The sequence below is a fragment of the Microvirga brassicacearum genome (assembly GCF_008757455.1).
Taxonomy (GTDB): Bacteria; Pseudomonadota; Alphaproteobacteria; order Rhizobiales; family Beijerinckiaceae; genus Microvirga; species Microvirga brassicacearum.
The window spans coordinates 45,901-59,386 of the sequence record NZ_VCMV01000020.1 but is presented as its reverse complement, the minus strand read 5'-3'; the positions used below and the strand labels follow the sequence as shown (position 1 = coordinate 59,386).

Below are 13,486 nucleotides of genomic sequence, written 5' to 3'. Positions count from 1 at the left end.
GTACGGCCATGAGGATCCGTCGGATGGCGAAGCGCAGCATGGTCGTACCTCCCCGTTACCAGCCGATCAGTTCGTCACAACCCGTGCGCCCCAGGCGCGCGGTTTGCCTTCCCACGGTTCGGCGCCCTGCACACGCTTCGTGTGCGCCCAGGCTTCCTGGCCATTTGCGAAGATGATCAGCGGGGTTGTTGCCATCTGGCGCTTGTGGAGTTCGTCGAAGAGCTTCTGGCGCTCAGCCTCGTCCGAGATGGTCGAGGCCTTCTCGAGCAATGCCTGCGCTTCCGCGTCGTCCCAAACCTTGCGCGGCTGCGTGTCCTTGGGGCCGGAGAATTGTTCGAAGCTCAAGGCCGGGTCGAGGCGCGCCGAATACGAGAAGGACATCATCTGATAATTGCCCTTGTTGTAGCGGTCGAGCTGGGTCGCCCATTCGAGCACTTCGATCTCCGCATTGATGCCGACGGCCTGCATCATCGCTTGCGCGATGACGGCTGCGTTGAAGCTCGGCACATGGACGCGCTTGTTCGCGATGATCTTGATCGTTTCGCCCTTGTAGCCAGCCTCCTTCAGCAGCTTCTGGGCCTTAGCCGGATCATAGGCGTAGCCTTCGCGCTGTGCGGCCTTGTAATAGGCGGAGGTGAGCGCGATAGCGGAATTGTTCGCCTTGCCGTTGCCGTTCGAGACCGCCGCCACAAGCTGCGGCATGTCGATCGAGGCCGCGATCGCTTGGCGGAGCTTCACGTTGCCGAGAAGCGGATCACGGGTCTGGAACAGGAAGGTGTGTTTGGTCGCCGACGGGAAAAGGCCCACCTCGACGGTTTTGCTTTTGGCCAATTCCGGCACGTCCGAATCGAGCACCTGCGCCACATCGACTGCCCCTGACGCAAGCGCAGCCTTGACCGTTGAAGCGTCGGGAACGACGAGGAACTTCACCTCGGGAATAGCGGCGCGCTTCGCACCCACCAGGCCATCCGGCTTCTCGCCCGGAAGCGACTGGTAGTCGTCGAAGCGTGCGAGCGTGACGGCTTCACCGCGGCGCCACTCGCCGAACTTGAACGGACCGGTTCCGACCGGCTTGTCCCAGCTCCCGTCGGCCTTCACCGAATCCTTGTGCAGGATCGCCGTCATGCCACAATCGGTCCGCGCGAGGGAATCGAGGAAGAGCGCGCTCGGCCGGTCGAGCGTCATCGTGACGGTGGATGCATCCGGAGCCGCAATTTTTTCAACCTTGAGGCCGCTGCGACCATCGAATTCGGTCCTGCAGCGCCAGTCGGTCTTGGCATCCATGTAGCGATTCCAGCTCCACACGACATCGTCAGCCGTCAGCGCTGCTCCGTTGTGGAACTTGACGCCCGGCCGCAGGCGGAACGTGTAGGTCTTGCCGTCGGGCGACAGCTGCACCGATTCCGCCAGCAGCGGCGCAACGGTGCCGTTCTGGCGGTAGCCGACGAGGCCTTCCACCATGTGCAGCACGACCGCATCGGTGTTGTCGTCGCGATTGACGCCGGGATTGGTGCTGCGGATATCAGCGTTGAGCGCCACGGTGACGCCTTGAGCCGCCGCCGGAGACGCAGCCATGAGAGCAGCCCCAAGGGCTGTCGCGATTGATAGTTTCATCTGTTCATACCTCTGGTTTTGCTTTTTTGTTCGTGCGCCGGTTCTTGAGAACTGCGGCGAAGAAATTTTCCACGTGTTCGACGACACGGTCTCCGTCATGCGGCACGTTCGGCACGAGATCGAACTGGACCTTTACGCCGGCAGCCTCAAAGGAGCGGCGCAGGCTGTCGAGACGCTCGGGCCGCGTCCGACCGGCATCGTTTGCACCGGGCATCCAGTGCCTGCCGGTTTCCCGGTGGGTGATTTCCCATGTCTCGAGATCGGCCGCGCCGACAACCATCTGCACCGGCACGTTCCGCATGGCTGCGATATCGGGTTCGATGCCGAACCGTTCCTTCATGTCGCGCACGCCGACCCACCAATCACGGGTCGGATCAAGCAGCGTCACCGATCCGGGGGCGCCGATGGAGGCGGCCCAAAGACGGTTCGGATGGAGGAGCAGGAATCGATGGGCGAAATGCCCTCCGCCGGAAAAACCAAAGAGCGCGAACCGATCGACGTTGAGTGCATATCGCTCGCCAACTTCCTCGACAATCGCGAGGAGCGCCTGGTCGTAGCGAATATCGGCTTCCTGCATGTACTTGAAGCCGTCGCGGTTGCCGTCGCCGCGCACTCCGACCGGAAAGAGCGGGCAGAGAATGATGCAGTTGTTCCACCGGCCGAATTCGGAGAAGGCGTCGCGATATGAAGTGAAGCCGCGGCCGGTTCCGTGCATCGCCACGACGAGATCGGGCTTCGCTTCCTGGCCGAGGTTGGCGGGAACGTAAAGACAATAGGAAAAACGTGGATCGTGGCGGCTCGCAAAGATTGTCGTATGGCCGAGATCGTAGATCTGGCTCCCGCGATCCTCGGTCTCCGGTGCAGGGGTCGCTGCGGCAATCGTCATGAAGCTCTCTCGATTGGTTTCAGAATTGGCGCCAAAATGTTTGCATTTACCTGTGGCCTTGGCAATACTGGCTGACGGCTTTTTTGCGGCCCACCGCCGAAGTGTGATTTGATATCGCGGAGGCTTCCCCTCGCCGTCCCCATTGCCGTCGCCCGGCGATGCCGTATGAGGGTTGCGGACTGCACAATCGGGGTGTTGTTATTTTTATGACCAGCAAAACGCAGATCTCCCGCGGCACTCTTCTTGAGGCGATGGCGAAGGACATTCAGGCCGGCGTCTTCACACCCGGTACTTGGCTGAAGCAGATCGATCTGGAAAACCGGTACGGGGCAACGCGCATGGAGGTGCGACGTGCGCTGGACCAACTGTCGAGCAAACGCCTGGTCCGGCATGTGCCCAACCGGGGCTACCACGTTCACGCCCTCGACGACCGGCAGGCAGATGAAATCCGCGAGGTGCGGATCGTCCTCGAGACCGCAGCGGCGGACACCATTGTTCAAAACGCGACGGCAGCCGACCGGCAGGAACTGCGCGCACTCGCGCAACGGTTTTCCGACCTCGTGTTGACCGGCACCCTGCTCGAACAATACGAGGCGAACGTCGCATTCCACATTCGGCTCCTCAAGCTCTGTTCGAACCAAGAACTCGTGAACCTCGCTCTCGATATACGAGGGCGCGGTCCCTCCGCCCCGGCGACGCAGTGGAAGACCCGCGCCCGCATCGAACAATCCGGTCGCGAGCATTTCCTGATGATCGAGGCAATCGAGGCAGGGGACGCGCCGGCTCTCAGAAGCATCCTCACTGCCCATATCCGGCAGTCGGCCGAGAAGGAACTCGCCCGAATTCAGCCGCCGCAACGCCGCCGCGGCTGAATTCGCAAAGGCTCATCGTCCCCGCGGGGCCTCAGTTCGCGACGCGAACCTCCCAGGGTCCCCGCGGGGCCTCAGTTCGCGACGCGAACCTCCCAGGCCCGCGGCTTCGAGAGCACGGACGCGGCGTAGCCCTGCACGTTCTTGCGAAAGGCGCTGGCCTCGACCCCGTTATAGAGCATCACGAACGGCACCTCGGTCAGGAACCGGGAATGCAACTCGTCGAAGATCTTCTGACGCTCGGCCTGATTTGACACCACCATCGACTTTTCGAGAAGCGCCTGCGCTTCGGGATTGTCCCAAACCTTTCGAGGCTGCTTCTCCTTCGCACCCATGACGGATTCGTAGCTCAACGAGGGGTCCAGTCGCGCCGAATACGGGAATGCCATCATCTGATAGTTTCCCTTATTGTAGCGATCGAGTTGCGTGCCCCATTCCAGCACTTCCAGCGTCGCATTGATCCCGACCGCCTGGAGCATCGCTTGCATGATGACGGACGACGCGAAAGTCTGTGGGTAGCGCTTGTTGGTCATGATCACAATCGGCTCGCCCTTGTAGCCAGCCTCCTGCAGAAGCTTCTTGGCCGCCTCGGGATCGTGCTTGTAGCCCCGGTCATGCGCCGCCGTGTGATAAGAAGAACTCAACGGCACGATGGAGTTGTTCTGCTTGGCGAGACCCTCGGTGACGGCTGCGGCGATCTGTGAGGTGTCGAGTGCTGCAGCGATGGCCTGCCGCAACTTCACGTTCGAGAGCAGCGGGTCCTTCGTCTGGAGCAGAAGCGTGCTGAGGCCCATGTTCTGCGCAATGGAAAGACCCAGGTTGGCCTGCGCTTTCAGTTCTTTCACATCGGCATTCGCCACGTCCGGCACCACGTCCACATCGCCACGCAGCAATGCGGTCTTGGCGGCGGCGTTATCGGGAATGACCATGAAGCGGACTTCGTCCACCAGCGGACGCTTGGAGCCGGCATAGCCGTCAGGCCGCCCTTCGCCGAGGCTCGAATAGGCATCGAAGCGTGCGAGCTTGACGAACTCACCCCGCCGCCACTCGGTCAACTTGAACGGTCCGGTGCCGATAGGTTTGTCCCAGCTGCCATCCGCCTTGATCGAATCCTTGTGCACGATGCCCGTCATGGCGCAATCGGTGCGCGCGAGCGTGGCGAGAAAGAGCGCGTCCGGCTTGGTCAGGCGGAAAATGACCGTGCTTGCATCGGGCGTCTCAATGACTTCGACCTGCGTGCGTCCGCGACCGTCAAACTCCGCAAGGCAGCGCCACTCGGTCTTGGGGTCGGTATAACGCTTCCAGTTCCAGGCGACATCCGCGGATGTCAGGTCGGCGCCATTGTGAAATTTGATTCCCTGGCGGAGCTTGAAAGTGTAGGTGCGCCCATCCTCCGAGACTGCAACGGATTCCGCGAGGAGCGGCTTGATGCTGGCGTTCTCGCCATAGGCCACAAGCCCCTCCACCGAGTGGAGGACAACCGCATCGGTGTTGTCATCCCGGTTGACACCCGGATTCGTTCCCCGAATGTCCGCATTGAGCGAAATGCGCAGCACCGATTGCTGAGCCAGCGATGGCAGGGCCGATGCCGCAAACAATCCCGAAACGCACCCTGCCAGTAAAAGCTTTGCCTTCAACGTCATCGTCGTCCTCCGTTAGATCTGAAATCGTTCCTGCTCTGATTATTGTTCTTCTGCGTCGCTGGACGCCGATCGCTGCCTATCCGGCTTTTGCGATCGACGTCACTTTGGCTGCGCCCTGGGTGGTCGGGCGTTGAACCTCCATGTCGAGCTTGTAGGTGGTGAAGTTTCGATTGAGCGCCGGCAGCATTGCCACCTCCAAGGTTCCGAGCATCGGCTCCATCACGATCATCGCCACGGTGGCGCTGAGATTGTTGCCGAGAGTCTTGCGAGGCGGACGGCAGACCGCCCACGGCGTCTCGAAGTCGTCGAACAGAGCGTCTTTCACCGTGTCGCGCGTCACCGCACCAAGATGCGGCTCGATGAGCGCGCGGACCCTGATGTCCCGGTAAAGACTGTCGGGCGTGTTGGCGATGCCGGTATCTTTCAGCTTCGACAAGGCAACCGGGCTTTGAAAATGATTGGCGTGGACGATGAGACCGCGCTCCGGGTGGACCTGGAACGTCTCGTCCGGTGCGCATTCGAAGTCGATGGCAACGCCGTTGGCCTGGCTGACAATCATGTTGTTGGCGGCCGATTTGGCGGTCGTGTAGACCGCGCGCATGGCAGCCGCGAGGTGCTTCTGCTCCAGAACCTTGCGCCGGATCAGCGCCAGCGGCACGCCGAGGCGCCGATAATCCCGGTCGGTCTCCAGATAATTGGCCGTGATCGCAATACCCGCCGCGTTGAAGCCGGATCGGCCGAGCGCGCCCGCCTCCGTAAAGGTCAGGATGTCCGGCCCGTCCTCTCGACGCACCTTGAGGACCACTGCGGTCTCGGCGCATTCGACCTTCCAATCCCAGTTCTGGGCGTGGATGAGCCTGCCGTCCCTGGTGACCTCGGGCAGCGCCACGACGCCTGTGCAGCCATCCGGGTCGTCGTCCGGGGATTTCATTTTATCCGCTGGCCGCTGGGCGAGTTTCAGGATTTCGGTGCGGGCATTGAGGAGCACCACCGACTCGAACGCCACTCCGGCGCCCTCCGCGATGCCGCGCATCTCCTCCAGATAAGTCGGATCGAACTGGTCAATCGTCGGCTCGAACTTCTGCACGAGAGTCCTGATACCGTCCGACGTGAGATTGCTGCCGGCAAGCTGGGCCGAGTAATGCTCGATCCCCAACCGCACGCGCTCCGCGGCCTGCTCGCCATACTGACGTCCCCTCTCGCGCGGGGTGCCGGAAATCTCTACGAGCGGGCAGGATGGCGTCATTATCGAAGACCTTTTCTCAATAGCTCTGGCATTTTCTGCGAGAACATTGTATTTCATCATGACAGAATACAAGCAAGAGGAATCTTCAGGTGTTCCAGCCGACCCGATTGCAGCAGGACCTCGCAGAACGCATCGTTCAACTCGTCAACGACGAGGGGCTGACGGTCGGAGCGTTGCTGAACGAGAACAGCCTAGCGCGGCGCCTCGAGGTCTCCCGCACGCCGGTGCGCGGCGCACTCCAGCATCTGGAAGAACGAGGCATCGTCACCCGACGGGCCAATCGCGGCGTCGAATTGATCGCCATCCCTTCAAACGGGCATGCTGCGATTTCATCCGACGAGGATGAGGACTGGCTGGTCCAGATCGCGCGCGACCATCGCAGCGGGGCGCTGGGAGAAGACATTTCGGAAGTGGAGATCATGCGCCGCTACGGCCTGAACCGCCCGACCGTCCAACGGGTCCTCACCCGGCTGTCAGACCTTGAGATGGTCGAGCGGAAACCCGGTTACGGCTGGCGGTTCCTGGCTGGATCGCGTGATTCCGCGACCCATGACGAGAGCTACCGCTTTCGAATCATGATCGAGCCGATGGGAATCCTCGAACCCGGATTTCGCGTGGAACCGGCGTGGATCGAGACGATGGTCGAACGCCACACCGACACCCTGGAGCGACCGTGGCTCGAGGCCTCCAGCGTTGCCTTCTTCGAGATGAACGCGGCGTTTCACGAGGGTCTTGCGGCAGCCTCCGGAAACCGTTTCGTGCACTCCGCCATCCGTCGCCAGAACCAGCTGCGACGTTTCTCGCAATATGACTGGAAGTTCGGCTTCGAGCGCGTTGTCGTGAATTGCCGGGAACACTTGGAGATCCTCGATTATCTGTCTCGGGACGAGCGGGACATCGCGTCCGCGCTCATGCGCCGCCATCTGGAGCGGGCAAGCCGCATTCGAAGCGGCAAGAGAGACGATCCGGGCTGAGCTTGCATTTTTTTGTTACAAAATCCCAAACCCTTCCCTCTCGCAGGTGCCCTGCCATGACCACCTCTCTCCAGACTGCTCCGCGCCCCCTCGCCAATGATGTGGGCGACGCCCATTGGCTGCCGTTCACCGCCATGCGGCAATTCCGGTCCCAGCCGATGATGTTCGTCGGCGCGGAGGGAATGTACTACATCGCGGCGGACGGTCGCCGTATCCTCGATGCCATGGCGGGCCTATGGTGCGTCAATGCCGGCCACGCCCAACCTCGAATCGTCGAGGCGATCCGGGAATCGGCGGGACGTCTCGATTTCGTTTCCTCGTTCAAGATGAGCCATCCCGGCGCGTTCGAACTGGCCCGGCGACTGACGGAGGTGGCGCCTGAAGGTCTCGATCATGTGTTCTTCACCAATTCCGGTTCCGAGGCCGTCGATTCCGCATTGAAGATTGCCCGAGGCTATCACCGCGCCCGCGGCGATGCCGGACGGACGAAGCTCATCGGGCGAGCCAAGGGGTATCACGGCATGGGATTCGGCGGCTTGTCGGTCGGCGGGATCGGCCGGCACAAGCGCGATTTCGGGCCGCTCCTCCCGGATGTGGCGCACCTGTCTCTGCCTTACGATCGGTCCAAGATGGGCTTTTCTCGCGGCCAACCGGTCACCGGGGCGGATTACGCGGACGAACTTGAGGCCTTGCTGCAGGTGAACGATCCCGCCACCGTCGCCGCCGTCATCGTCGAGCCGGTGATCGGGTCGGGAGGCGTCTATCCGCCGCCGACGCAATACCTCGATCGGCTCCGCTCGATCTGCACACGCCACGGCATCCTTCTCATCTTCGATGAGGTGATCACAGGTTTCGGCCGCCTCGGACAGCCCTTCGCCGCCCAGGCATTCGGCGTCACGCCCGACATCATCACCTGCGCCAAGGGCATGACGAACGGTGCGGTGCCGATGGGTGGCGTGATCGTCAGCGATCTGGTGTTCGATGCATTCATGGCGGGCCCGCCTGAGGCGATCGAGCTGTTTCACGGCTACACCTATTCGGGCCATCCCTTGGCCTGCGCGGCTGGACTTGCGGCTCTCGACACTTATGAGGAGCTTGATCTCTTCGCGAGAACGGCCGCCCTGGCGCCGGTTTGGGAAGCGGCCCTGCACCAGCTCAAGGGCGCGCCCCACGTGGTCGATATCCGCAACATCGGACTTCTCGGCGTCGTCGAACTGGCCTCACGACCGGGCGAGCCCGGCGCAAGAGGAAGCCTGTGCGCGCATTCGTGCTACGAGGACGGCGTCCTGGTGCGAGCGTCGGGCGATTCTATCGTGCTCTCGCCTCCCCTCATCGTCGAAGAGCATCAGATCGAGCAGATCGTCGCCAGCATTCGCTCCGGTCTGAACAGCATGAACTGACACAGCATTTACCGTACGACCGTTAGGCGTGTGGCGAGTCCGTCGCCACACTTCAAACCGCCGCCACTGCTATGCTGGCTGCTCACCCATTTCGGCGAGACGTCTCTCCCAGGCGAGGGCATGCGCAATAATCGTGTCGAGATCGTCGAGCGCGGGTCGCCAGCCTAGTGTTTCGCGGATGCGGTCGGCGCCCGCGACCAGCATGGCCGGATCTCCCGCTCGCCTATCCATGCGGACGGCCGGGAAGTCGGTGCCGGACACGCGCTTTACCGCGTCGATGACTTCGAACACCGAATGCCCTCTGCCATAGCCGCAATTCAGCACTGTGCTCGTACCCCCGGCGGCCAGATAGTCGAGCGCGCGCAAATGCGCCTCGGCGAGGTCGGACACGTGGATGTAGTCACGCAGGCAGGTTCCATCGGGAGTCGGATAATCGGTGCCGAAGATGTCCACGTGACTGCGCTCGCGCAGAGCCGCCTGCGTGGCGACTTTGATGAGATGCGTCGCGCGCCGGCTCGATTGTCCGCTTCGACCCTGCGGGTCCGCGCCCGCCACGTTGAAGTAACGCAGAGCCACGTAATGGAACGGATGGGCGGTCGCGGTGTCGCGAAGCATGATCTCGGTCATGAGTTTCGACGAGCCGTAGGGCGAAAGCGGCTGGAGGGTTGCCGTCTCGGAGATCGGATTTTCCGAGGCGTCGCCGTAGACGGCGGCGGTCGAAGAAAAGATGAAATTGCGGACATTGGTTTTGACCGCCGCGCTGATGAGCGCGCGCGATTTCACCGTATTGTTCAAGTAATAGCCGAGCGGGTCCGTGACCGAATCCGGAACCACGATGGAACCGGCAAAATGCGCGATGGCCTCGATCGCGTGCGCGCCGATGATCTCCTCGACCAGCGCCTCATCGCCGCAATCGCCCTCGATCAAAGTGACCCCCGGCGGCACGACCCACCGAAATCCGGTGCTCAGATTGTCGAGAACCACCACCTTGCGCCCGGCATCCACGAGGGCGAGCACCAGGTGGCTCCCGATATAACCGGCACCACCCGTCACGAGAACTGTCATTCCTGAACCTTTTGCGGAGAGTTGAACGGAAACTGGAGAAGAAGGATCCTACGAGCGCGAAGGTTTCAGCGTCACAGGGACGCGCACGAGATCACGATCCCAGGTCACTTTGCAATCCTTCAACTGATAGCGCGTCAGGTAGAGAAAGCCGGAATCCCCGAAATCCTCGAACGAAAACGTCGTCGCCCGCGGATCGATCAGGCTGGGATAAAAATACGCATGCGGTTCGTCGCAGGATTTGTCCCACAGCAGCTCGGCCTTCATCACCAGAGACGGCTTGCTCCATTTGACAAGGTCGCGGGAGGTCGCGGCGAAGATCCCCTCCTCGACCTGTCCGCCCTCGCCCTTCCGCCTGTCGCCGAAGACGGCCAGCACCTCGTCGCCGCCCCGTCGTTTCACCATGCCGCCGATCATCCGCCCGAAGGTCGCGGGCGCGACCGGTGCGCAGACATGGGCTTCGGGATCCGCATTGCTGTCCCGGAACGGGTCGATGAAGCTGGCGCCGAACCCCTCGCCGTCCCAGGCCCGCCATGACGACGGGTCGGCGAGGTTTTGGGTCCGAATGAGGCAGTTGCCCCGGCGCTGGGCCTTGTAATGATCGGCGAAGATGAAGGCGTAGTACCAGCCGTCGCGCTCGATGATGTTGGTCGGGTTGGCATAGCCGACCCGGCCGTCGCGGTCGGTCGGGAACGGATACGGCAAGGTCGCCACCACAGGCGGACGCCCGCCGCGGTTCTCCGCCTGGAAACTGCGGCCGCCGTCCTCGGACACGAGCGCCGTGACGGTGTTGAGCAGGCACGGACTGTATTTCCCGGCCGGGCATTGGCCGGGGGTGCGGTCGCCCCGGAGTTCCGTGTGAGCCAGCGCATCCACCCGCTTCCCGTCGCGGGTGTAGACGGCGCCGATCCAGCTGAGGTCGTCGAACGCCGCCAGTTCGGCGGATCGTCCAGCCTCGAACAGCACGGCGCAATCGGGCTTGAGCGCATCGAGGCTGCGTCCGGCGAGCGCCCGGTTGTCGTTATGGCTGATGACCAGCCGAACCTCCCCGTCCGCTCGCCGGAACGCCCGCGCCGACGCATCCGGAACGTTGGTTTTGACGCACGCGTCGCGGGACCAGTCGAACACCGTCTCGACGGGACCGGTCGGCGTGACGGCGAGATCGCCGCCCGCCTTGTCCTGTGCGTGAGCGCCGGAGGCGAGCCACCCGCCGATGACGACGGAGAGCAGGCACGCTCCAGCGGTTCGGCGTTGCCTCATCAGGCGACCCGCTGGATCGGCTCTTTGGCCTTCTGCATCACGTCGACCATCTTGTTGTCGACGCCGTTTTCGACCAGGAACTGCTGCATCTCCCGGTAGGTATGGTGATAGGCCCGGTTGAACTTGTCGAACAGCGATTGATTCCAGTAATCCTCGATGTTGAAATCCTTGCCCGAAAACACATCGAAGCTCGGGATCTGGTAGGTCTCGGCGAATTCCACCGTGCGGCTGTCATAGGTGAAGTAGATCGACGGCGTGCCGTTGGCGAGCGCCATCAGGTTGCCGTGCAGTCGATAGCCGAGTACCAGGTCCTTCTGCTGCACCAGCGCTTCGTAATCCGCCACCACGTCCGAATAGAACAGCCGTTCGCGATGCAGCTTCTCGATGGTCTCGTCCATGTACCAGTCGGACACCCACTTGTTGGCGCGCAAGGCCGCGAAGGCTTCCTCCTTCTGCTCCGGCGTGCCGAAGACCATCTTCTTCTCCTCGACCTCGCCCTGCGCCATCAGCACGACGTCGAAGCGCGCGGCCAGCGACTTCACCAGATCGCGGTGGAACGTGAGATAGCGCTTGATATCCTGTGCGTATGCCGGCGACACCTCGCGTCGCAGCGTGATGCCGACATTGCGCACCTTTTCAAGCGGCGGCAGCTTGATCGCCATGTTGGGATCATTGCGGCGGAAAGCTGTGGGGCAGCCGACGATGCGGACGTTCTTGATGCCGATATCCCAGAGGACCTGCGCCGAATAGGCACCGCGCACCCCAATCGAGGTTGTTGAATCGGCCATCATCCGCAGCACGGTCTTGGTCTCGGCCGAGAGCTCGATCTTGCCCTTGACCGGAGCTTGCGCGCCGATGCCATAGGCAATGACCGGGATCTTCAGTCGCTTGAGCACATCGACAGTCTGGCTCCATCGCATGTCCTTGTGGACGTAGTTGGATCCGCGCAGGAAGACGTAGTCATATTCCGCATTCAGCTTGTCGATGTCGTCCAGGACGGGATTGGCGATGGGCAGAACGCCGAGCTTGTCGAAGTTCAGCAGCTTCAGCGACGAGTCGAACACGAACGCGTCGCCGATGTTGTGGTAATGGTTGATGTGGCTCTGGACCTCCTTGTGGCGGTACCAGCGGACATTGTCGTGGTCGTAAACTTCCCCGGATGGGATCATGACGAGAGCGCGGGCCATTGGGTGTCTCCTATTCCTGCTGAGTGGCGTGTCTGTTTCAGGCGGTGCGGATTGCGGCCGGATCGATTTCGGCTCGGTGTGAAGCAAGGTCGCGGTAAAGGTCGCGGTGAACGCTCGCGCATTCGTCGATGTCGATGGGACGCCGGATGCCGGCGCGCAGACGATCCCACAATGTCGCATCGGTGAGTGCCTCGACCATGCGGTCGATCAGGTCTTCGGATGACCCGACCCGGAAATGCAGGCCATCGACCCCGTCGGTGATCTTCTCAGCCATGCCGCCCACATTGCTGCAAATGAGCGGGCGGCCGTGGAAGAATGATTCCTGGATTACGATCGGAGAGTTTTCCCACCAGATCGACGGGATGATGGTCCAGTCGATGGATTTCATCAGCCGGGGCATTTCGCTGTTCTGATAGGCGCCGTAGAAGCGCACGCGCGTCCCGGCGCGCTCGACCAGCGCCTTGATCTTCTCCTGGAACGCGCTCGGCTGCCGTTCGAGATTGCCGCCGAAGATCATCAATTGTGCGTCGTCGCCCCACACGGATTCGGGAATGCGCGCCACCGCATCGAGCAGAACATCGACGCCCTTGAAGGCGGTGATCTGTCCGAAATAGGCAAAACGTGCCCGCCGCCCCTTCGCATCCGGGAGCGGGCGCGGCTCGACCGGCGCGCTGATATCGAGGCCGTTCTCGATGACGGTGAACTTTTCGGCCGGAAGGCCCCAATCCACATAACGATCGACAAGAAACTGGCTCGGCGAGACGAAGTGGTCGGCGACCTGCAAAAGCGAGCGCACGAAATACTCGCGCCGCAGAAAACGCGCCGGCGAAATCTCCGGGAAGCAGGCATTGCAATCGGCAGGGGACGAGCGATGGCAGAGTTTGGTGCTGCCGGTCTTCACCATCTGTCCGTGATGATGGCAGATCGACAGAAACTCGTGGAACGTCACGACGATCACGACTTCGGGCAACGCCCGCCGCACCGCATACAGGCATTCGAGCCCCAACCCGATGAAATGATGGAAGTGAACCACGTCCGGCTTCAGCTCCCGCACCACGCGCAGGAAATCGCGTTCGATCTCGTCCGTGTTGTGATTGGAGAGCAGGAAGTGATCGTATTCGTCGGCGTGGTAGAGAATTTCGCCGTGCTTCTGGCGCAAGCTGAGAAGCGCCGTGCCGCCATGTCGCACGACGGGATGTCCGACCCGCGCCAGGAAGCGGGATTCCGCGTCTCCGATCCGGTTGAGACCCTTGTGCAGATTGTAGGACGCGATCTCGCCGCCACCGAGCGAGAAACTCGGATGACCGTGGGAGACGACGAGCACCCGTAACGATCGATTTGTCAT

General features: G+C 62.1%; 11 protein-coding genes. 3 read left to right on the top strand and 8 right to left on the bottom strand.

Annotated elements, in window-relative coordinates; all coding sequences use genetic code 11:
- Nucleotides 1-66: 66 nt before the first annotated feature.
- On the bottom strand, nt 67-1,575 hold the full coding sequence (locus FEZ63_RS13385) for an ABC transporter substrate-binding protein (protein ID WP_244622793.1): 1,509 nt from the start codon (nt 1,573-1,575) through the stop codon (nt 67-69).
- A 43-nt stretch (nt 1,576-1,618) separates the two neighbouring features.
- The gene (locus FEZ63_RS13380) at nt 1,619-2,500 is read right to left on the bottom strand and encodes an alpha/beta hydrolase family protein (protein WP_150945221.1); all 882 of its coding nucleotides are present in this window, start codon (nt 2,498-2,500) and stop codon (nt 1,619-1,621) included.
- 206 nt (nt 2,501-2,706) lie between these two features.
- On the opposite strand from FEZ63_RS13380, the gene FEZ63_RS13375 reads away from it, so the two are divergent.
- Nucleotides 2,707-3,372, top strand: coding sequence for a GntR family transcriptional regulator (locus FEZ63_RS13375; protein WP_244622792.1), 666 nt, complete (start codon nt 2,707-2,709; stop codon nt 3,370-3,372).
- Between the two features lie 71 nt (nt 3,373-3,443).
- On the opposite strand, the gene FEZ63_RS13370 is transcribed toward FEZ63_RS13375, so the two are convergent.
- Entirely contained in the window at nt 3,444-5,012 is a 1,569-nt protein-coding gene (locus tag FEZ63_RS13370) for an ABC transporter substrate-binding protein (protein WP_150945219.1), read from the bottom strand.
- A 76-nt stretch (nt 5,013-5,088) separates the two neighbouring features.
- Nucleotides 5,089-6,258, bottom strand: a complete 1,170-nt coding sequence (locus FEZ63_RS13365; protein WP_150945217.1) for a C45 family autoproteolytic acyltransferase/hydrolase — start codon at nt 6,256-6,258, stop codon at nt 5,089-5,091.
- Between the two features lie 89 nt (nt 6,259-6,347).
- Between FEZ63_RS13365 and FEZ63_RS13360 the strand changes: the two genes are divergently transcribed.
- Together FEZ63_RS13360 and aptA are read left to right on the top strand one after the other, a co-directional pair.
- The gene (locus tag FEZ63_RS13360; protein WP_150945215.1) at nt 6,348-7,232 is read left to right on the top strand and encodes a GntR family transcriptional regulator; all 885 of its coding nucleotides are present in this window, start codon (nt 6,348-6,350) and stop codon (nt 7,230-7,232) included.
- Nucleotides 7,233-7,288: 56 nt separating this feature from the next.
- Nucleotides 7,289-8,632, top strand: a complete 1,344-nt coding sequence (aptA, locus tag FEZ63_RS13355; protein WP_150945213.1) for an omega-aminotransferase AptA — start codon at nt 7,289-7,291, stop codon at nt 8,630-8,632.
- Between the two features lie 69 nt (nt 8,633-8,701).
- On the opposite strand, the gene galE is transcribed toward aptA, so the two are convergent.
- The 4 genes from galE to FEZ63_RS13335 are packed head-to-tail and all read right to left on the bottom strand — an operon-like array spanning nt 8,702 to nt 13,486.
- Nucleotides 8,702-9,697, bottom strand: a complete 996-nt coding sequence (gene galE, locus FEZ63_RS13350; protein WP_150945211.1) for a UDP-glucose 4-epimerase GalE — start codon at nt 9,695-9,697, stop codon at nt 8,702-8,704.
- Nucleotides 9,698-9,745: 48 nt separating this feature from the next.
- Nucleotides 9,746-10,954: a hypothetical protein gene (locus FEZ63_RS13345; protein WP_150945209.1), complete on the bottom strand. Its 1,209-nt coding sequence runs from the start codon at nt 10,952-10,954 to the stop codon at nt 9,746-9,748.
- Nucleotides 10,954-12,141: a polysaccharide pyruvyl transferase family protein gene (locus FEZ63_RS13340; RefSeq protein WP_150945207.1), complete on the bottom strand. Its 1,188-nt coding sequence runs from the start codon at nt 12,139-12,141 to the stop codon at nt 10,954-10,956. The genes FEZ63_RS13345 and FEZ63_RS13340 overlap by 1 nt, the downstream gene beginning before the upstream one ends.
- Before the next feature lie 37 nt (nt 12,142-12,178).
- Nucleotides 12,179-13,486 carry a glycosyltransferase family 4 protein gene (locus FEZ63_RS13335; RefSeq protein ID WP_150945205.1) on the bottom strand — a complete coding sequence of 436 codons (1,308 nt, stop codon included), beginning with the start codon at nt 13,484-13,486 and terminating at the stop codon, nt 12,179-12,181.